Annotated in this window: 20 protein-coding genes; 9 read left to right on the top strand and 11 right to left on the bottom strand. The window is 66.9% G+C overall.

The window, feature by feature from the left end; translation table 11 throughout:
* Positions 1–49: 49 nt before the first annotated feature.
* Complete coding sequence (locus KV203_RS19740) at positions 50–667, bottom strand: glycosyltransferase family 4 protein (protein ID WP_246600168.1); 618 nt, start codon at positions 665–667, stop codon at positions 50–52.
* A gap of 126 nt (positions 668–793) precedes the next feature.
* Between KV203_RS19740 and KV203_RS19735 the strand changes: the two genes are divergently transcribed.
* From KV203_RS19735 to KV203_RS14380, 6 genes are all read left to right on the top strand, one after another.
* Positions 794–1027, top strand: coding sequence for a hypothetical protein (locus tag KV203_RS19735; protein ID WP_246600167.1), 234 nt, complete (start codon positions 794–796; stop codon positions 1025–1027).
* Positions 1028–1197: 170 nt separating this feature from the next.
* Positions 1198–2673 carry a flippase gene (locus tag KV203_RS14400; protein WP_246600166.1) on the top strand — a complete coding sequence of 492 codons (1476 nt, stop codon included), beginning with the start codon at positions 1198–1200 and terminating at the stop codon, positions 2671–2673.
* The gene (locus KV203_RS14395; protein WP_157079824.1) at positions 2670–3983 is read left to right on the top strand and encodes a glycosyltransferase family 2 protein; all 1314 of its coding nucleotides are present in this window, start codon (positions 2670–2672) and stop codon (positions 3981–3983) included. The genes KV203_RS14400 and KV203_RS14395 overlap by 4 nt, the downstream gene beginning before the upstream one ends.
* A gap of 3 nt (positions 3984–3986) precedes the next feature.
* Complete coding sequence (locus tag KV203_RS14390; RefSeq protein WP_066471036.1) at positions 3987–5045, top strand: glycosyltransferase family 4 protein; 1059 nt, start codon at positions 3987–3989, stop codon at positions 5043–5045.
* A 47-nt stretch (positions 5046–5092) separates the two neighbouring features.
* Positions 5093–5965 (top strand): glucose-1-phosphate thymidylyltransferase RfbA, encoded by an 873-nt coding sequence (gene rfbA / locus KV203_RS14385; RefSeq protein ID WP_066471034.1) that lies wholly within the window; start codon positions 5093–5095, stop codon positions 5963–5965.
* 5 nt (positions 5966–5970) lie between these two features.
* Positions 5971–6537: a dTDP-4-dehydrorhamnose 3,5-epimerase family protein gene (locus KV203_RS14380; protein ID WP_066471419.1), complete on the top strand. Its 567-nt coding sequence runs from the start codon at positions 5971–5973 to the stop codon at positions 6535–6537.
* A 27-nt stretch (positions 6538–6564) separates the two neighbouring features.
* Here the strand turns inward: KV203_RS14380 and rfbB are convergent, their stop codons facing one another.
* On the bottom strand, positions 6565–7596 hold the full coding sequence (gene rfbB / locus KV203_RS14375) for a dTDP-glucose 4,6-dehydratase (RefSeq protein WP_246600165.1): 1032 nt from the start codon (positions 7594–7596) through the stop codon (positions 6565–6567).
* A 138-nt stretch (positions 7597–7734) separates the two neighbouring features.
* Here rfbB and KV203_RS14370 point away from each other — a divergent pair, with 138 nt between their 5' ends.
* Positions 7735–8469 (top strand): GNAT family N-acetyltransferase, encoded by a 735-nt coding sequence (locus tag KV203_RS14370; protein ID WP_066471032.1) that lies wholly within the window; start codon positions 7735–7737, stop codon positions 8467–8469.
* A gap of 9 nt (positions 8470–8478) precedes the next feature.
* Here the strand turns inward: KV203_RS14370 and KV203_RS14365 are convergent, their stop codons facing one another.
* A complete protein-coding gene (locus tag KV203_RS14365; RefSeq protein ID WP_066471029.1) occupies positions 8479–9837 on the bottom strand; it encodes a glutamate-1-semialdehyde 2,1-aminomutase in 1359 nt (452 codons plus the stop codon).
* Between the two features lie 56 nt (positions 9838–9893).
* On the opposite strand from KV203_RS14365, the gene rfbC reads away from it, so the two are divergent.
* Positions 9894–10484, top strand: coding sequence for a dTDP-4-dehydrorhamnose 3,5-epimerase (gene rfbC / locus KV203_RS14360; RefSeq protein ID WP_066471027.1), 591 nt, complete (start codon positions 9894–9896; stop codon positions 10482–10484).
* Here the strand turns inward: rfbC and KV203_RS14355 are convergent.
* The 7 genes from KV203_RS14355 to efeO form a co-directional block, all read right to left on the bottom strand.
* Positions 10454–11572 (bottom strand): class I SAM-dependent methyltransferase, encoded by a 1119-nt coding sequence (locus KV203_RS14355; protein ID WP_066471025.1) that lies wholly within the window; start codon positions 11570–11572, stop codon positions 10454–10456. The two genes, rfbC and KV203_RS14355, sit on opposite strands and share 31 nt — an antisense overlap.
* Positions 11569–12609: an NAD-dependent epimerase/dehydratase family protein gene (locus KV203_RS14350; RefSeq protein ID WP_066471022.1), complete on the bottom strand. Its 1041-nt coding sequence runs from the start codon at positions 12607–12609 to the stop codon at positions 11569–11571. Before KV203_RS14350 ends, KV203_RS14355 begins: the two co-directional genes overlap by 4 nt.
* 37 nt (positions 12610–12646) lie before the next feature.
* A complete protein-coding gene (locus tag KV203_RS14345; RefSeq protein ID WP_066471020.1) occupies positions 12647–13291 on the bottom strand; it encodes a PIG-L deacetylase family protein in 645 nt (214 codons plus the stop codon).
* Positions 13288–14076 (bottom strand): glycosyltransferase family protein, encoded by a 789-nt coding sequence (locus tag KV203_RS14340; protein WP_066471019.1) that lies wholly within the window; start codon positions 14074–14076, stop codon positions 13288–13290. Before KV203_RS14340 ends, KV203_RS14345 begins: the two co-directional genes overlap by 4 nt.
* The gene (locus KV203_RS14335; protein ID WP_066471016.1) at positions 14073–15323 is read right to left on the bottom strand and encodes a class I SAM-dependent methyltransferase; all 1251 of its coding nucleotides are present in this window, start codon (positions 15321–15323) and stop codon (positions 14073–14075) included. The genes KV203_RS14340 and KV203_RS14335 overlap by 4 nt, the downstream gene beginning before the upstream one ends.
* A gap of 201 nt (positions 15324–15524) precedes the next feature.
* The gene (efeB, locus tag KV203_RS14330; RefSeq protein ID WP_246600960.1) at positions 15525–16763 is read right to left on the bottom strand and encodes an iron uptake transporter deferrochelatase/peroxidase subunit; all 1239 of its coding nucleotides are present in this window, start codon (positions 16761–16763) and stop codon (positions 15525–15527) included.
* Between the two features lie 79 nt (positions 16764–16842).
* Positions 16843–17736 carry an iron uptake system protein EfeO gene (gene efeO / locus KV203_RS14325; RefSeq protein ID WP_246600163.1) on the bottom strand — a complete coding sequence of 298 codons (894 nt, stop codon included), beginning with the start codon at positions 17734–17736 and terminating at the stop codon, positions 16843–16845.
* Between the two features lie 110 nt (positions 17737–17846).
* Here efeO and KV203_RS14320 point away from each other — a divergent pair, with 110 nt between their 5' ends.
* Positions 17847–18563, top strand: coding sequence for a lytic transglycosylase domain-containing protein (locus KV203_RS14320; RefSeq protein ID WP_373279231.1), 717 nt, complete (start codon positions 17847–17849; stop codon positions 18561–18563).
* 13 nt (positions 18564–18576) lie between these two features.
* On the opposite strand, the gene KV203_RS14315 is transcribed toward KV203_RS14320, so the two are convergent.
* Positions 18577–19023, bottom strand: a complete 447-nt coding sequence (locus KV203_RS14315) for a hypothetical protein (protein ID WP_066471011.1) — start codon at positions 19021–19023, stop codon at positions 18577–18579.
* Positions 19024–19137 lie beyond the last annotated feature (114 nt).

Below are 19137 nucleotides of genomic sequence, written 5' to 3'. Positions count from 1 at the left end.
GGTGAAGTTACCGGATGTCACCGGTCGATGCATCTGTCGACGGGCCGATTCATATCGAGTTCAGCATTTTCGCCAGTGATTCGGCCATGTGGTCGGTAGTGAAGTGGGTGCGCACCGCGGCCGCAGCAGCGGCGCCCATCGCCGCGCGTCGGTCGTCGTCGGTCAACAGCTCGTCGATCGCCCGGGCGAATGCAGCCGGATCGCCGGGGGGGACCAGCAACCCGGTGATTCCATGTCGGACATAGTCCGATACGCCGGGATTGTCGGTCATCACCACCGCGCGGCGACTGGCCATCGCCTCCAGTGCGACGGTCAGGCCGGACCCGGTGACCGTCGGGTGCAGCGCGATCGCGACCACGCTTGCTTGCCGGTACCAGTTCCGGATCCGGCCGTCGAGCCGGCCGGTGTACAGAATGCCCAGTTCGGGCGGAAGAACGACCTTGATGCTGGTCGCCAGACGAAGGGTTGCTCGATGGTTTCCGCGCACTCGTCGGACGGCTTCGATCAGGAGATCGTGATCCCGGTAGCGGTCCTCCCCGGCGCTGACGATCACGCCTGGCTCGTCCGGCTCGTCTTGTTCGGTGTAGAACTCGGCATCGATGCCGAGTGGGATGTAATGCAGTCGTGATGTGCCGACCGACCACTCCCGGCCGATGATCGGCAGCACCGGCCGGGACTGTGCCCACACGGCTGCCGCGGCCGGCAGGCTCCGGGCCGCCAGGCGCGCCTGTAGCCACGGAGTGCGTGCGCGGGTGGTCAGCCAGCCGATTCCGGTTGCTACCGGTACTCGGGGGTGTGCTGGCAGGAGAAGAGCAGGCAGCCCGGTACGCTCGTCGTAGGCAAGAACGACATCGGTGTCGTTGCGCCTGCCATATCGGGCCCGGCGTACGACGTCTTCTGCAAGTTCGAGGCCGCCCGTGGTGCGGCGCAAAGATGCAGCAACGATCCGCGTGACGCGATCGAATTCGTTCGTCCCGAATTCGATTTCGTCGCCGAAACGTCCGAGTTTGTGGAGGCCGTACGGTGACATATCGGGAACCTCGCCACGACAGTGGCGTTCGGCCCAGCGTTGGGCTGATAAGCCCGACGCGAGTGGGACGTAGATTCGCATCGGCTGAATCCTATCTTTTGCGACAGGCCCCCGAACGGCCGATGTCCAATGGCTCGAGTCGCGACCATAGCAGTGTCAACGGGCACGTGACGCTGGGTCCGGCCTCCAAACGCAGTATGGCCGAAGCTTTTGCTGTTCAGCTGGGTACTCGCGGTCTGGGCATGGCGGCCTCGATGGTGACCGTCGCGCTCACCACCCGCTACCTGGGGCCGGAGTCCTACGGTCACCTCACCACTGCGATCGTGTTCGTCGGCTTGTGGGCGAGCCTTACCGAGCTCGGTATCGGCGCGGTCATCGTCCGCCGGGCGACCGGCGGCGGCGGCAACCTGGAGCGCCTGGTCCGGGTGAACATCGGTATCTCGGTGGTCTATTCGTTGCCGCTGGCGGCGCTGACGGCGCAGACGGGGTGGCTGGTCTATCGCGGGTCCGACGAAGTGACCCAGATGTTGCTCATCATCTCGGCCGGGCTGACCGTGACCACCCTCGCGTCATGTTTCGAGCCGGTGTTCTTGGCTTACGTGAAGTTTCGCGCGGTGGCTGCAGCCGATCTGGCCGGTCGTCTGATCTCGCTCGGCGCAACCGTGTTCTTGGTGTATTACCACGCCGACGTGGTGTGGTTCGCGGTGGTTCAGTTGGCGCCGCCGGCCGCGCAGCTGGTCATCCAGTATGTCGCCGCACGCCGGATCATCGATGTGCGACCGATCCTGTCCTGGTCCGAGAGTGTCCAGTTGCTGAGCGAAAGCGCTTCGCAGACGCTCGTTTTGATCATCGCGATCGCGTATTGGCGAGCGGACGGGGTGATCCTGAGTCTGGTGAGTACCTCGGAGCAGGTCGGTGTCTACGGCCTGGCCTATTCGCTCGCGTTCACCGTGACCGCGGTCTCCACCTTCTATCTGTCGTCCACGTTGTCCACCACGACCAGCTTGTTCGCGCGAGACCGCGACGCGTTCGCTCGCTTCGTCGAGCGCGGAGTCGAGGCGATGTTGTTCATCGGCGTGCCGATCGCGGTGATCGGTTCGTTGCTGTCGCCACACATCGTCGAGCTGATCGGATCGTCGGAGTTCGTCGCCGACGGCGCTCCGACATTGTCGCTGCTCTGTGTGGCGGTGGCGGTCTCGTTCCTCACGTCGGTGATCAGTCAAGCCGTGTTCGCCGCGCACGACCAGGCGTTCCTGCTCCGGCTGAACGTGGCGAATCTGGCGGCCAACATCGCGCTCAACTTCATCCTGGCCGGCCGATTCGGCGCGGTCGGCGCCGGTATGGCCTTGTGCACCAGCGAGGTCATCGGCTTGTTGGTGGTCTCCTGGCGGTTGAGTCGCCGCAGCCCGTTCCGGATGTCGTGGCTGTATATGCTCAGATTGTTGCCGTCGGTATTGGCCAGTGCGGCGGTTGCATACCTTCTTCGGGATCTGCTGCCGGTCCTGGTCGTGGTAGCCTGTGCCGCGGGCATATATCTGATCTCGAACCTTGTGATCGGCCCGGTCAAGCTCGGCGTCGTCCGGCAGATGATGGCCAGGAACGCAGACGCCGAGGACGATTCTTCGGTGGAGGCAAGTCGTTGACTGGTGCGCGTGTCGAGTCCGAGCATTCGCCGGATTTTTCGGCTTCGGTTACCCCGGGTCGCCGCCCGCTGGCCGTGTTGGTCGTCGCTTATCGCAATGCCGACGATCTCTGTGCCTGCCTGGATTCGGTTCGTGAGCAACTGGGCGACGTGCGAACCCTGGTGTGGGACAACTCCGGTCCGGACCGGCCCGAGGTAGCAGCGCTGGCGCCGCGCTACCCGTGGGTGGGTTGGCACGTCGGGGAGAAGAACATCGGGTTCGCGGCCGGGGTCAATGCGTTGGCCCGTCGAGCGCCCGGGCACGATCTGCTCCTGCTGAATCCGGATGCCGTCCTGCTCGGTCCGCTGGACGCCACTCGAGCGGCGCTCGCGATGGGTGACGTGGCAGCGGCTGCGCCGCAGATCCATGGAGATCCGGGCTCGGGTGCCAGCCGGCCGTGGGATGTCGCGCATCGCCGCCGTGGGCTGATCCGGACCCTGGTGACCAGCACCCGGCTGGGTGAGCGGCTCCGCGGCACCCCCTTGTCCGATCTCTACGGCGAGCCACCGCGTGAGGTCGACGGCTACCTGACCGGGGCGTGCCTGGCGATCAGCCGTGATGCCTGGGATGCGCTGGGTGCGTTCGACGAAGACTATTTCCTCTACGGCGAGGAGTCCGACTGGCAGCATCGTGCCCGGGCCGCCGGATGGCGGCTGCTGCTCACCTCGGATGCGGGCATCGAGCACGCCGGGCACGGCACCGTCGCCACCGACCCGACGGCTGGTTCGCGCTCGAAAGACCTGCTACAGGCAAACATCGCGCTGAATCTGGAGCAGCACTACGGGCGCCGCCGCTCCGAGGTATACCTCGCGGGGCGGTCCGCGGTCGATCGACTGCGGCGGGGCGGCGGGTCCGGGCCGGGCGACCCACCGACCGTCGTGATCGTCGTGGGAAGTCTGGCCGACGAGGTGACCGACCGGCGGCGGGTCGCGGCGGCGATCGAGTTGGACCGCCGCGGCCACCAGGTGCAGTTGGTCTGTCTGCGGCGGCTCGGGCTACAGGTAGGCGACGTGCCGCACTCGATCCGATTGATCCGGCTGCCGTGGTGGTCGCCGATCGCGCCACTGCATTCCGGTCCGGCCCTGCTGATCGCCGGTGGCGGTGGTGCCGAGCGCGCTTTCGCCACCGGGTGGCGGGTAGGCCGGCAGTATCGGCGTTGGTTGGCGGAATCGGACACGCCGGTCCGGCTCGCCGACGACCTGGTGACCGGTGATCTGGCGCCCGACGCACTCGTCGAGGCATACGAAGCGGCTATCCGAAAGGTGGGTTGATCAATGTCTCGTGGACGAGTGCTCTGGCTGTCGCCCTGGATGCGACCGCTGGCCCGGGTCTACGTGGAGTCGTTGCGCGCGCTCGATTTCGATGTCGTGCTGGTCACCTCGAACAACCATCCGGAGTCGGACGCGGCGCGCGACTACGAGTGGGTGCTCAACCCGCGTCCACACCATCTGGAGACCTGGCGTCCCTATTTCGCGGCGCTGCGCCGGGCTCGGAAGTTCCACCCGGACGTGGTGATCACCGAGATCGTGCTCGATCCTCGGTGGATCGCGTTTGCCGGGCTCGCGCCCCGGGTCAACCTGGTGCACGACGACCGGCCGCACGATGCGTCGGAAGAGCGGCCGTTGTGGGACCGTGCGGTTTTCGACACCTGGAATGCGCGGGCGAAGCGGACCGTGTCGTTCAGTTCGTATGTGGCCGACGCGGTCGGGGCGGATGCGGTGGTGCCGCTCACCAGCGATCTCGATCCACATCGGGTACCCCCGTTCGTGCCGGCTGCGGATCGGCACGATTTCGTCCTGGTGGGCCGACTCAACGAATACAAGAACCTCGATGTCATATTCCGTGCGTGGCAACGGCATGTCTCCGGTCCCGGGTGGCAGGGCGACGACCTGGTGCTGATCGGGGACGGCACGATGCCGATCGAGCCGGGTGAACATGTCCGGTGGATCAAGGGTAAGTACTCCTACGACGACGTCATCGCGCCGATGAGCGCGGCGAAGGGTTCGCTGGTGCATTACCGGGTTGCCACCCAGAGCGGGGTGCAGGTGCTCGCCATGCAGCTGGGTGTGGCGCCGATCGTGTCCGATCAGGGTGCGTTGCCCGAGTTCCAGCCGGCCGGTGAGCCGGCGCTGCCGGTCGACGACGTCGACGCGCTGACGCGGGTATTCGACGAGTTGGCCGACCCGGAGGAAGCGGCCCGCCGCGGCGCCATCGCGGAGAAGGAGTTTCAGCGCCGATTCGCGGTCGACGTCGCCGGGCCGGTGTTGGGCCGCGTGCTCGACGGCGTGATCGCCGAATATCCCGGTAACCGGCTGTTCGGCCGCCGTAGCTGAAACGCTCTTTCACCGAAGCCCTTTCACCAACGACAGGAGAGCAGGTCATGCGGGGCATCATCCTGGCTGCCGGCACGGGGTCGCGGCTGCACCCGATCACCTACGGGGTCAGCAAGCAGCTCGTGCCGGTGTACGACAAGCCGATGATCTACTATCCGCTGTCCACTCTGATCCTGGCCGGTATCCGAGACATCCTGATCATCACCACTCCTGCGGACGGCCCGTCGTTTTCCCGGTTGCTCGGCGACGGCAGTCGTTTCGGTGTCTCGATCAGCTACACCGTGCAGCCGGTCGCGGACGGCCTGGCCAGTGCGTTTCTGCTCGGCCGCGACCACGTGGGCACCGAGTCGGTGGCATTGATCCTGGGCGACAACATCTTCTACGGCCCGCGCTTGGGGACGCAGCTGAAAAGGTTCGAAGACATCGATGGCGGTGCGGTTTTCGCCTACTGGGTATCGGACCCGGAACGGTACGGTGTGGTCGAGATCGACCCGGCCGGCCGGCCGGTGTCGCTGGTCGAGAAGCCGGCTGAACCGGTGTCCAACTATGCCGTGCCCGGCCTGTACTTCTACGACAACGACGTGCTCGAGATCGCCGCCGACCTGAAGCCGTCCGATCGGGGTGAACTGGAGATCACCGACGTGAATCGCACCTACCTGGAGCAGGGGCGGCTGCAGGTCGAGGTGCTGCCCCGCGGTACCGCCTGGTTGGATACCGGAACCGTCGATTCGCTGCTCGATGCCGGGACGTACGTCCGGACCATCGAACAGCGCCAAGGCCTGCGGATCGGGGTGCCCGAGGAGGTGGCCTGGCGTCGAGGCTTCATCGGCGACGACGAGCTACGCGCTCGGGCAGAGGAGTTGGTGAAGTCCGGCTACGGCACGTACTTGTTGAATCTCCTTACCAGGGAAGGCAAATAGTGACAGTGCAGGTACGGCCGCTCGCGCTCGCGGGGGCATGGGAGTTCACTCCGCAGCAGTTCGGCGACGATCGCGGCCGGTTCTTCGAGTGGTTCAAGGCGTCCGAATTCGACGCTGCGGTCGGTGCCCCGCTCGAGTTGCTGCAGGCGAACTGCTCGGTGTCGGCGGCCGGCGTGCTCCGTGGCATCCACTACACCGAGGATCCACCCGGCCAGGCCAAGTACGTGACCTGTGTGCGCGGAGCGTTCCTCGACGTCGTGGTCGACCTACGGCCCGGCTCGCCGACCTTCGGGCGGTGGGACAGCGTGCTGTTGGACGACGTCGACCGCCGCGCCGTGTACCTGAGCTCCGGCCTCGGGCACGCCGTGCTGTCGTTGGAAGACGGTTCGACGATCATGTACCTGTGCTCGCTGGAGTACACCCCGGAACTCGACCGGGACCTGGATGCATTCGACCCGGAGATCGGCATCGATTGGCCGACCGTGGGCCGGGACGGCCGGCCGCTGGAATTTCTACGTTCGGCGAAAGATGCGGCCGCGCCGGGCTTGGCGGAGGCATTCGCGCTCCACTGAGGTGTTGCCCGGTCGCGGCCGTCCGGCTCAGCGAACTCGTTCGCCCTGTGCGGTGTACGCCCGTTCGGTAGCGGCTTTGCTGGGCCGCCACCATGATTCGTTGTCGCGGTACCACTGCACCGTCTGTGCCAACCCGTCGCGGAAGTCGCGATATTGCGGCTGCCAGCCGAGTTCCTCCCGGAGCAGGGTCGGATCGATCGCATATCGCAGGTCGTGCCCGGGACGATCGGTGACGTGGTCGAAGTCGTCGGCGTCCCGGCCGAATGCCTCCAGGATGTATCCGACCACGGTGCGGTTGTCCAACTCCCCGTCTGCGCCGATCAGATAGGTCTGGCCGATCCGGCCCTGCTCGACGATGGTGCGTACCGCACGGTTGTGATCGTCGACATGGATCCAGTCGCGGACGTTGCGACCCTCGCCGTAGAGCCGCGGTCGCACTCCGTCGATCACGTTGGTGATCTGCCGCGGAATGAACTTCTCCACGTGTTGATACGGGCCGTAGTTGTTGGAGCAGTTGGAGATTGTCGCGCGTACGCCGAACGATCGGACCCAGGCGCGCACCAGCAGGTCGCTGCCGGCCTTACTGGACGAGTAGGGGCTGGACGGGTTGTACGGGGTGTGTTCGGTGAATCGCTGCGGATCGTCCAGCTCGAGGTCGCCGTAGACTTCGTCGGTCGATACGTGGTGATAGCGAACGTCGTGCCGACGCACCGCCTCCAGCAAGGTGTACGTGCCGACGATGTTGGTCTGGACGAACGGCCACGGGTCGGCCAGCGAATTGTCGTTGTGTGACTCGGCGGCGAAATGCACCACCGCATCGGCTGTGCGGACCAGATCGTCCACCAATTCCGCATCGGCGATATCGCCGTGGACGAACCGGATACGATCGGCGATCGGGGTCAACGAGGCACTGTTTCCGGCATAGGTGAGTGCGTCGAGAACCGTCACCGTCGTGTCGGGACGATCGGTTACCAGTTGGTGGACGAAGTTGGCGCCGATGAATCCGGCGCCGCCGGTGACGAGCACTCGGGACGGCGTGCTGGATCTGATTGCGGTCACGGCAGAACGATACTTCAGTGCGGATTACCCGGCCGCCCGGTGACTCGCTTTCACAGTTCGGTGACCGATCTGTGGCACCATCGATATTCGGGGCCTCATGTCGCAGCGACCTTGCGACGAATGGCGTGAGGAGAGGCGATGTCGGCGGACGACGTGATCGAAAGCCCCGGACGCGCGCGACGGGCACAGCGGCTGGCCGCCACGACGGTGGCGATGGCGGCCTACTACACCCGGCCGATCAGACGGACCGTCGGCGACCTACGGCACCGATCCGATCGCATAGTCCTGAATCGGGCAGTCCCGAATCGGACCGGGCCGGACGGGATCGTGGTCACCTTGCGGATGCCCCGGTTCGCCGACGGCCCGGACTGGCGGCGGATCCGACTGCGCGATCAGGCACGGATCGAAAGTTTCTGGGTGTCCGACGGAGGTGACTGGGCGCGCCGGCACAGCGACCGGGTGTGGGCGCGGCACTGTCTGGATGCCTGGTCTCGGGCACGAACCGGAACGGCCTACGAGTGGGTGGTCGATATCGACGGCACGCTGGTCGGCCAGTGCAGCCTCTGGGTCGAGGCCGCCGACGGTCGAGGCGAGATCGGTGGTTGGCTGAGCGAACAGTGGGGCCGGCGGGGCGTCGCGACCACGGCGATCGGTGCCATGGTGGATTTCGCTTTCGCCGAACTCGGGCTGAGCCGGATCGTCGCGCCGATCGATCCGGCGAACGAGCCGATGCTTCGGCTCATTCGCCGTCTCGACTTCGTCTGCGAGGGCACGATGACGAGTTACCTGGCGGCGGCCGGCCGACGGCGGGATTGTCTGCTGTGGGCGCTGACCGTCGACCGGTGGACCGGGACGGCTGCTACGGCCGAGTAGCTCCCCGAATCATGGTGTCGGGTCTCGGATCAGGCGCCGGGGCGCTGCTGTGCGGCGCACCGCCGGAGCGACCGGTCGGCCGCGCAGCAGCCCGGTTACCGAGCCGGCGTCGATCGCCGCCCGGTAGGGCTGCAACGCGGCGGTGGCCGCGACGACGGTGGCGGCAATATCTGCATCGGTGTGTGCGGCGGACAGCACAAACGACTGGCCGAGCACGCCGTGGGAGAGCAGGCCCTGCAGTAACAGTGTGCGAAAGGCCTGGTCGGGTACACCGTCGGCGTTGCGGGTGACGAAGACCAGGCACGCCGGCCGGCCGATCACCTGTACGTAGTCGGCGAGCCCGGCGGCGGCTGCCGCCGCATTCACCGCGGCGGCCAGTCGCCGGCCGGCCGTCTCCATGCGTCCGATCGGGTCACCGACGTCGTACGCGTGTACCACTGCGCGGAACGCAGCGAGTCCCGCCGCCTCCGGGCCGTGTGTGGTGGACAAGAGAAATACCCGGTCGGAATCGGTATTCAAGCCGCCCAGGTCCATGAACGTGCGCTTGCCGGCCAGTGCCGAAATCGGAAATCCGTTGCCCATCGCCTTACCCCAGCACGACAGATCGGGGGCTACTCGATACACGGCCTGCGCCCCGTGCTCGGACCAGCGGAATCCGGTGATGATCTCGTCGAACACGAGCAGCGCACCGTACCGATCGCACAACGCCCGCACCGACTCGAGGAAGCCGGGTTCGGGTTCGGCTGTGGCGGTGGCGGCCTCCAGCAGCACGCAGGCAACCTGACCGGGGTGCGCGGCGAGCACTGCCGCCAGCGAATCGGCGTCGTTGTAGCGGAACTGCAGTGTCGCCGTTCGGGTGCTGGGCGGCACACCCGCGGACATCGCGGTGGTGCCGATGAACCAGTCGTCGGTGGAGAAGAACGGCTGCTCGCAGATCGCGACCAGCTCGCATCCGGTCACCGCGCGGGCCAGCCGTACCGCCGCGGTCGTCGCGTCCGAGCCGTTCTTGGCGAACTTGACCATCTCGGCGGTCGGCACCAGCCGGAGAAAGTCTTCTGCCGCAGCAAGTTCCAGCTCGGTCGGACGGGTGAAGGAGAGTCCGTCGGCGATCGCGGTGGCGACGGCGTCGAGGACCGGGCGGTATCCGTGGCCCAGGGTCACCGACCGGAGGCCGATGCCGTACTCGATGAACTCGTTGCCGTCGACATCCCATACCCGTGCTCCGGCACCACGCTTCAGCACCGGAGCGTGGAACTCGGGGTACTGGTCGTCGCCCCGTGCGTAGGTGTGCGCCCCACCCGGGATCAGGTTGTGCAGTCGCTGCCGCAGGCGGTCGGAGTTGGCGAACGAGCGGCCCGGCGTCGTCATGCCGACATCGCGACGGTGCCGCGGGGGCGTTCGACCGGGTGTGCGAGCATGACTCGATGCAGATCGAGCACACCGAGCTCGCCGACGTCATCGTTCTTGTTCCGCAACCTTTTCGAGATGATCGGGGGCTGTTCACCCGGACGTTCGACGCGACGGCGTTCGATGCCCATCTGGGCCGACCGGGGGCCGCTGCGGCGTTCGTCCAGGATTCGCAGTCGCGCTCGGTGCGCGGGGTGGTGCGGGGAATGCACGGACGGGCCGGTCGGGGTGAAGCGAAGTTGGTTCGATGTGCGCGTGGCGCGGTATACGACGTGCTGGTCGATATCCGGCCGGGCTCGCCCACCTTCGGCCGGCACCAGGCATTCCTCCTCGACGACGACGGGTTCCGCACCCTCTACGTCCCGCCCGGATATCTGCATGGATTTCAAGCGCTGACCGCGGTCGCCGACGTGTGTTACCGGATCGACCGACCGCACGATCCGGTCGAGGACATCGCAGTCGCCTACGACGATCGGGATCTCGGGATCGGTTGGCCGGAACCGGTGACCGTGATCTCGGCGCGGGACCGGGCGGCCGGTAGCTGGGCCGATCTGGTCGCGTGGTTGGGCGGGGGCGGTCATCCCGGAGCCGCCGTGCGCGCCAGGTGACCGGCTCCGGCCGGCCCGGGGTCGACCTGCCAGCGGCCGCGCAGTTCCGGAAAACGTTGTGCTACCTCCGGAAAGAGATCCGGCAAGGTCAGCAGCACCCGGTCCGGTGCGGCGGCCAGCAGCTCGTCCGGCGAGATGATCGGGATGTCGGTGCCGGGCATTCGTCGACCGTGCTTCGCCGGCGATGCGTCGGCGACGGCGATCAGTTGTGTGCGGTCGGCCCCGGCCAGGGCGAGTGGTGCGACGGCACGGGAGGCGGCGCCGTAGGCGTAACTGCGCCGGCCGGCCGCGGCTCCGGCGCGCAGCCAGGTGCGTAACCAGTCGACATGCCGGTCGGTCGCCTGCTGCAGTCGGCCGACCACGGCCGGGTCGGTGATGCCGAATGCCCGCTCCGCAGCCAGTAGCCGGCGCAGCTGTGCATCCGGGGGGTGTTGCCCGTGTTGTGCTGCGATCAGTACGGTGCCGCCGTAGAGATCGAATTCCCACGCGGTGCGCGCGCTCATCCCCACCGCGCCCAGCAGCCGGATCAGCGCGGTGCTCGAATAGTATGCGAAGTGCCCGTGGCGCAAGGAATTCCACTGTCCCTCACGGACGATCGTGGCCAGCGAGTGGTACTGCATCAGCAGCAGGCCGTCCGGTGCGGTGCCGGCCGCCCGGGCGACGAAGGCGGCTCGCTGGTCGGCGTCGTGCATGCTGCCGAAGCAATCCACGACCACATCCGCCACGCCGCCGGTCGGTCGATACCCGAGATCGGTCAGCAGGGGCAGCCAGGTACCGCCGTGCGGACTGCCGAACTCGCGCACCGTGGTCCCGGACAGCCGGCCGGCTCGGCCGACCGCGGTGACCGCGGCGACGGCTTGGTCGCGCAGTGCCTGCGGTTCGATTCCGCGTGGTTCGTCGGCAATCGTCTCGTCGGCGGCCAGTTGGGCCAATCCACAAGCGGGGCAAAGCTGCATCGCCAGCGGATACGCCCGGTCCGTTACGCCGACGGCACTGTCGGCGGGCGGGAAGTTGTCGGCGGCGGGGATCGATCCGAGGTCCAACACCCGGTCGGTCCGCGGTGCTCCGCAGCCGCGGCACCCGATCATGGGATCGCGGGGATCTGGGCCCGGGCCACCCGCAGCCGAGCATCGACCAGGCCCGCGTCGCGGAGTCGCTGTAGCTGCGGGAGCCGAGTGAACCGCTGGGCGAAGTCGCTGTCGGTGAGTCCGTATGCGGTGTACGCCTGGTGCAGCTCGGTCGCGCCGGCCGGAATCGACCAGTCCGCAACGAAGCCGAGTTCGTTACGGGCGCGGGCGAAGTCGACCCGGTAGGAACGCGGGTCCGGCCCGTTTTCGCCGGTGATCACCAGTCGAGACCCGGATACCGCATCGACCACCGCGCCGGCGATCTCGGCAACGGTAAGGTTGTTTGCTTCGGTGCCTACGTTGTACGCGCGCGCGGTGACCACGTCGGCCGGCGCCGTCAGACACGTCGAGAACGCAGCCGCGATGTCGCGGGCATGAACCAGTGGGCGCCACGGTGTCCCGTCGGAGAGTACCCGGACATCCCCGGTCAGGACGGCGTGCCCGACCAGGTTGTTCAGCACGATGTCCGCGCGTAGCCGTGGGGAGAAGCCGAATGCTGTTGCGTTGCGCAGAAATACCGGAGTGAAGTCGGCGTCGGCGAGTTCGGCGACGTCGTCCTCGACGCGGACCTTGCTCTCCGCGTACGGGGTCAACGGGCGTAGCGGAGCGTCCTCGGTGACCAGTCCGTCCCCGGCGGCGCCGTACACCGAGCAGGTCGACGCATACAAGAACCGGGCCACGCCCGCGTCTCGGGCCAGCCGGGCCAGCCGGGTGGCGGCGTGATGGTTGATGTCGTAGGTGAGCAGCGGATCCAGCGAGCCCAGCGGATCGTTGGACAATGCCGCCAGATGGATCACGGCGTCGAATCCGGCCAGTTGGTCGCCGGTGATATCGCGGAGATCGGTCCGGATATCGGCGGGATCACGCGGTGCCGGACCGAGTACGCAGTCGGCGAAGTAGCCGTTGTCCAGGCCGATCACGTCATGGCCGGCCTGCTGTAGCACCGGCACCATCACCGTCCCGAGGTAGCCCCGATGCCCCGTCACAAGTACCCGCATCCTCGTGCCCCTCCTGCTCGTCGTCGGTTACCGCTGCCTACCGAAATCCCACGGTCAACTTTTCGGCCACGAATGCTTCGGCGTAGGGCTGGCGACATTGCACGCCGCGTAGTCGTGCCAGCCCGAGGAATGCCGCGTCGTCGAACCAGTCGCGGTCGGCCTGCGACGGATAGCAGGAGCGCAGCAACCCTGCTTTCTCGACGGCGAGTTCGGCGGTGACCGGGTGGAACAGTGTCGGCGTGGGCATATCGGTCTCCCACTTGAGAATCTCGTAGCCCAGCACCAGGTGATTGCGGAACACCGTCGGCACCAGCTCGGCCAGGGTGCGGTGATCCTGGTGCGCATCACCGCGTTGCGGTGCGTAGACGAGCTGCGGATCGGTCCGCGCCCGGAATCGGGACAGCTCGTCCTTGATCCGGGCCCAGTGCGCCGGGGCGTAGCCGTCGGGCAGGTCGAGCACCGTCACCCGCAGATCGGCCTGCGGGGCGAATGCGGCCAGTGCGGCGTTCTCCTCGGCTTCCCGCTCGGTGCCGCTGCCGGAGAGCACCAGCGCCTGCACGCGCAGCCCCGGATGAGCACGAGACATCGCCAGCAGGCTGGCGCCCGATCCGATCGCGATGTCGTCGCAATGCGCGCCGATCACCGCGACCTCGCGCAGTCGGCCGGTGTGCAGGTCGATCACGAGCTGAAAGCTTCCTGCTCCCATACCATCCAGGGTCGTTCTCCGCGGTGGTAGCTCGCCTCCAGGTCGGCGCGCTCCTTGAACGTGTCGGCCGGCTTCCAGAAGCCGAGATGCTTGTACCCGAACAGCCGGCCCTGCGCGGCCAGGGTGCCGCAAGCATCCTCGACCAGGTCGCCGCCCGGCGGCAGCAGGTCGAATATCGCCTGGCTCAACACGAAATAGCCGCCGTTCTCCCAGATCGGGAGCTTCGAGACGGATACGATCTCCTTGATCTCACCGGCTTCGCTGATCTCGACGCAGTGGAACGACGATTGCGGTGGCACGATCAACATCGATGCAGCAGCGCCGGATCGGTGGAACTGCTCGATCACGTGGTCCATCGGAGCATCGGTCAGCACGTCTGCGTAGTTCGCCAAGAAATATTCTTCGCCCATGAGGTGTGGTCGTATCCGGCGTAGGCGCTCGCCGATCGTGGAGTCCGCGCCGGTGTCGACGAAGGTGATCGACCATTCACTGAGATCGGAGTGCAGCAGTTCGACCTGACCGTGCCGGAGCACGAAGTCGTTCGATGCCGACTCCTGGTAGGCCAGGAAGTAGCTCTTGATGTGCGCTGCGCCGTAACCCAGACAGAGGATGAACTCCTTGTGCCCGAAGTGCGCGTAGTACCGCATGACGTGCCAGATCAGTGGCCGCGGCCCGACCATCTGCATCGGTTTGGGTATCGCGTCGTCGAAGCTGGACCGCATCCGCATTCCGTATCCGCCACAGAACAATACGACTTTCACGGGACCAGCTCGACAGTGTCGTGGAGTTCGGCGACGTGCAGGGTGGGCAGGGGAAAGACCAGCTGTCCACCCCAGTCGGCGATGTAGGACAGTTGCTCGGTGAGCTCGGTCGCCAGATTCCATGGCAGTACGAGCACGAGGTCGGGCCGGTCTTGCTCCAGTCGTGCCGGATCATGGATCGGGATCCGGGTTCCGGGCGTGTAACGACCGTGTTTGTACGGGTTGCGATCGACGGTGTACTCGAGCAGATCGGTTCGGATCCCGCAGTAGTTCAGCAAGGTATTGCCCTTGCCGGGTGCGCCGTAGCCCACCACGCGTTTGCCGGCTCGCCGGCAATCGAGCAGGAAGCGCAGCAGATCGGCGCGAGCGGACTCGGCCTGTCGCTGCATCGATTCGTATCCGGTCACCTCGTGCAGACCCGCCGCAGCCTCCAAGCGCAGGATGTCGGCGATCCGCGCGCTCGGGGGGTCGGCGACCGGGGTCGGTCGGGCCCACACTCGGAGCGAACCGCCGTGCGTCGAAAGCAGTTCGACGTCGACCACGGTCAAGTCGGCCATGCCGAGCGCGCGGCTGATCGTCTGCAGCGTGTAGTACTGGAAATGTTCGTGGTAGATGGTGTCGAACTGGCCCAGCATGACCAGGTTGAGCGCGTGGTGCACTTCGATGCTCAGCCAGCCGTCGTCCGCCATCAGGGCACGTAGCGCCCTGGTGAATCCACGGAGGTCCGGTACATGGGCGTAGACGTTGTTGGCGACGACCAGGTTCGCCGGCCGATACCCGCGGCGAATCCGCGCCGCGGTTTCCTCGTCCAGGAAGGCTGTCTCGGTCGGCACTCCGTGCGCTCGGGCCGCTGCACCGACGTTCCGGGCCGGCTCGATGCCCAGGCACGGAACGCCGGCGTCGACCGCGTGTCGCAGCAGGTACCCGTCGTTGCTGGCTACCTCGACCACGAACGAGTCGCCGGTCAGGCCGAGTCGGCCGACCGCGTCGCGGACGAAGGTGCGTGCATGCTGCACCCAACTGTCCGAGTACGAGGAGAAATAGGCGTAGTCGGTGAACGTGTCCGCGGGCGTGATCAGTGCCGGAATCTGCAGGAGCAGGCAACTTTCGCAGAGGCGCAGGTGCAGTGGAAAGGTCGGCTCAGGTCGGTCGAGATCGGTCGCGGCGAGGAATCTCTCGCATGGTGGCGTGGCGCCCAGGTCGACGACGCTCGACAGTTGGGTAGATCCGCACAATCGGCACTGCATCCTGCTTCCCTTCGCCTCGAGGAGGTCCCGGCAATCGAGCGATAGCCGACGGGATCCCGGCTAGGCGGTTCATTATGCCCGGGAGGCTAGGGATAATAGGGCTAGAGACCAAACTGTAACCTCGAAAATCGACAGTTACTGAACATAGAGTTTGTTTTTCTCACCTGGAGAAGCCGGGATTCGGCAGGTGGACGGGCCGACTCAGTCGGTGAAGAGGCGGGTGCCCCAATGCTCGCCGGGGAGCAGCCCGGGCGGGACGACGAACTGGGCCGAAGCCACATGTTGGATGTACTCGTTGAGTGCATCGGACCGACCCAGCGCGCGCTGCATCGGAACGAACTGGCGCTGTGGATCGCGGCAGAACGCGATGAAGAACAGCCCCGCGTCGAGATGTCCGAAACCGTCGGTTCCGTCGGTGAAGTTGTAGCCTCGGCGCAGGATTCGGATCCCGCCGAGTGACTCGTGCGACGCCAGTCGGATGTGCGCGTTCGGGTCGATCAGCGGCCCGTCCGGCCCGGTGGCAGCCAGGTCGACCGAGTCGAATTCGGCCGGGCGGCCGATCGGCGCCCCGCTGCCCTTGGTGCGGCCGAACACTCGCTCCTGTTCGGCGAGGGTGGCGCGATCCCAACCCTCGATCAGCATCCGAATCCGTCGGGCCACCAGATAGCTCCCGCCGGCCAGCCACGGTTGATCGTCGCCGGGGGCGACCCAGACGTGCTCGGTCAAGGCCGACTCGTCGGTCACGTCGAGATTGTTCGTGCCGTCCTTGAAGCCCATCAGATTCCGCGGCGTCGTCTGGCTTCGTGAGGTGGACGAGGAACGACCGAAACCCAGCTGGGTCCACCGGACCGCCACCGTGCCGACGCCGATCCGGGCCAGGTTGCGCACGGCGTGCACGGCGACCTGCGGATCGTCGGCGCAGGCTTGGATGGCGATGTCGCCGCCGCTGCGCGCCGGGTCCAGCTTGTCGTTGGGAAAATGGGGTATGTCGGCGAGCGCCCGGGGGCGTCGATGGGCGATACCGAAACGGTCGGCGGCGGCCGTGCCGAACAGCGACGGTCCGAATCCGATGGTCAAGGTGAGCCGGCCGGCGGGGAGGCCGAGCGCTTCGCCGGTATCGCTGGGTGGCGCGAGCAGCTTGCCGTCGACTGCGCCGTCGGGATAGGCCTCGGCTCCCCGCGTCAGCCGTTCGGCGACGATCGTCCACTCCGCCAGCAGGGCGACCAACGCGCTTCGGGAATCGGTGACGACGTCGAACGCGGCGAAGTGCATGCGGTCTTGTACCGCGGTGACGATGCCGCTCTGATGCGGCCCGCGAAACGGCACGACATCGGAGTCGGCGGCGTCGGTACGCCCTGCGGTCGCGTAGCCGGCGACTGCACCGGCACCGGCCAGTGCGACGCCGGCGCCGAAGGCGCCGAACAGCCCGCGCCGGGAAATACCGGCGCGGGCTGGTTCGGTGGTCGACGTCGATTCGTCGGACGACGCTGCACCGGGGCCACCCCCAGTGTCGACCGGGTCAGCCGCCGACGACACCCTGCACCTGGCTGACCTGAGCCAGCAACGCGTCGAGCCGCTGGGACAGCGCTTGGCGCTGCGGTTCGGTCACCGTGTCGTAGGACACCCAGCCGTCGCCCGAGCGATACTGATCCAGCTCTCGGTCCACGTTGCCGAACTGCTTGTCGATCTGCTTGCCCAGCTCGGCATTCCGCTCATCCAGGATCGGACGGACGGTGGCGACCGCGGCCCGGGAACCGTCCACGTTCGCCCGGAAGTCCCAGAGATCGGTGTGTGAGAAAATGTCCTCCTCGCCGGTGATCTTGGATTGGGCGACCTCTTCGAGCAACTCGGCCGCGCCACCGGCGGTCTTGGCCGGGTCGAACGTGAAGTCCGGGGCCTTCACCCGCTGATCCAGCTCGGTGACGTCAGCCACCAGTTGATCGGCGATCGCGCCCGAGTCCGGTTGTAGGCCCTGGGCCCAGAGGTCTTTCTCCAACCGATGGAACCCGGTCCACTTTGCGCCCGGCTCCAGATCGGCCTCGCGGAGATCGATTCGCGGGTCGAGATCATCGGGGAAGGTTTCCGCCACCGGCTCGATCGACTCGTAGAACGTGCGCGAGGTGGGGTACTGCGCCTTGGCGGCGTCGACATCGCCGGCCTTCACCGCTGCGGCGAAGGCGGTCACCGCCGGCACCAGCTGCGCGGTCTGTCCGGTGACGTAGGTCTTGTAGGCGGCAGCGGCCGTGTCGAGCTGCGCCGAAGATGCCGAAGATGTCGTCGTGCTCGCACCGGCGGTGCTGGACGTCGAGGAACTGGACGAGTCGTCACTGCTGGAACACGCTGCAAGAGCAAGGGGTAGCGCAACAGCGGCGACGGCGACGCGGATCGAGGAACGCAACAGGCCTCCCGGCACGAGAACGAGGATAGGCACACCTAGTTAGGCGAGCCTATACATGTACAGCTGAGCGTACACTGCGCGAAAGCCCGGACGAAGGGCCAATCCCCGATGATGGAAATGTGCGAATCGGAACAATCGGGACGGCCGCCCTCGGCCTGGCGGTCACGGTGTTCGTCGTGGGCTGCGCGTCGCAATCACGGGTGTCGGTGCCACCGGGGGTGCCGCCCGGGCCGGGGGTGCCGGTGCCCGCGATCGATATCGACGCGCCGGGCCGCAGTGCCGATCAGCTCGCCGAGTGGGCGGCCGGCCGGTCCGCGGAGCTCGGTATCTCGGCGACCGCACTGGAGGCGTACGGCTACGCCGACGCCGTTCTCGCGCGGTCGGCTCCCGAATGCGGGATTCGTTGGACCACCCTTGCCGGGATCGGCGCGATCGAGAGCGGGCACGGTACCCATGGCGGTGCCGCGGTGGCTGCCGACGGCAAGGTTTCGCCGCCCATCCGTGGCCTATCGCTCGACGGTCGTCCGGGTCTTGCCACCGTCGTCGACACCGACGACGGTGTGCTGGACGGGGATTCGAAGTACGACCGGGCGGTCGGGCCGATGCAGTTCATTCCGCAGACCTGGCGAACCTGGGGCGTCGACGCCAACGGTGACGGCATCGCCGATCCGGACAGCATCGACGACGCGGCGCTCTCCGCGGCGCGATATCTGTGCGTCAGCGGCGGCGACCTGACCAGCGCCGAGGGCTGGCAGCGGGCCTTGCTCACCTACAACCGGTCCGGCGCGTATCTGCGGAGCGTTCGGGACAAAGCAGCCGGCTACAGCGTCGGCATCGGCTGATTCCGAAATCGGATCAACCGGCGAGTTCGCGCAGGATTGCCGCGCGACGCTCCAGCGCGTGTAGTTCGTTCGGATCGACGACGGTTCGCCGGATTCCTTCGATAATCGCGAACGCGCCTTGGCGGTGATCGTCGATCGCGTCGACGTCGATCGCCACGGCGGCGTATTCGCCGGTGCCGTCGACATCTTCGCGTACGATCCGCGCCGATCCGCGTGCGCACAAGGCGACATCGCCGCCGGCGAGCACGACCAACGCGACCTCCGGGCGGGCCCGCAACCGGGTCAGCGAACCCCGATTATGCCTGAGGCTGAGCAAGATTCGCTTGTCTCCCGCGCGCACCGGCCACGAGACGGGGATCGCATGGGGCGCCGGGTCGGTGGTGACCAACACGGCTATCGTCTCGGTCGGCCACTCCGGCAGGACGTCCAGATTCGGATGAGACTTGTCCGCGACGGCCATGGGAAAACTTTACGTCGTGCCGGCGCCGGCCGTCTCGGCGAGGGTGGTCCGGCGCGCCTCTGCACGCCGATCCGGGCGCGGACGGTTAGGCTCGGCGAGAACGGGTGTCGGTTG

Origin of the sequence: Skermania piniformis, assembly GCF_019285775.1 — a bacterium.
GTDB classification, from domain to species: Bacteria; Actinomycetota; Actinomycetes; order Mycobacteriales; family Mycobacteriaceae; genus Skermania; species Skermania pinensis.
The sequence above is the reverse complement of the archived record's forward strand: the minus strand, read 5'-3'. Positions and strand labels throughout refer to the sequence as shown.

What these genes read in the sequence shown, in the direction of transcription:
- KV203_RS14350 (WP_066471022.1), bottom strand. Translation starts at nt 12,609, where the DNA reads ATGCGGGTACTTGTGACGGGGCATCGGGGCTACCTCGGGACGGTGATG.
- KV203_RS14355 (WP_066471025.1), bottom strand. Translation starts at nt 11,572, where the DNA reads ATGATCGGGTGCCGCGGCTGCGGAGCACCGCGGACCGACCGGGTGTTG.
- KV203_RS14365 (WP_066471029.1), bottom strand. Translation starts at nt 9,837, where the DNA reads ATGACGACGCCGGGCCGCTCGTTCGCCAACTCCGACCGCCTGCGGCAG.
- KV203_RS14335 (WP_066471016.1), bottom strand. Translation starts at nt 15,323, where the DNA reads ATGCAGTGCCGATTGTGCGGATCTACCCAACTGTCGAGCGTCGTCGAC.
- KV203_RS14390 (WP_066471036.1), top strand. Translation starts at nt 3,987, where the DNA reads ATGTCTCGTGGACGAGTGCTCTGGCTGTCGCCCTGGATGCGACCGCTG.
- rfbA (WP_066471034.1), top strand. Translation starts at nt 5,093, where the DNA reads ATGCGGGGCATCATCCTGGCTGCCGGCACGGGGTCGCGGCTGCACCCG.
- KV203_RS14315 (WP_066471011.1), bottom strand. Translation starts at nt 19,023, where the DNA reads ATGGCCGTCGCGGACAAGTCTCATCCGAATCTGGACGTCCTGCCGGAG.
- rfbC (WP_066471027.1), top strand. Translation starts at nt 9,894, where the DNA reads ATGCAGATCGAGCACACCGAGCTCGCCGACGTCATCGTTCTTGTTCCG.
- KV203_RS14370 (WP_066471032.1), top strand. Translation starts at nt 7,735, where the DNA reads ATGTCGGCGGACGACGTGATCGAAAGCCCCGGACGCGCGCGACGGGCA.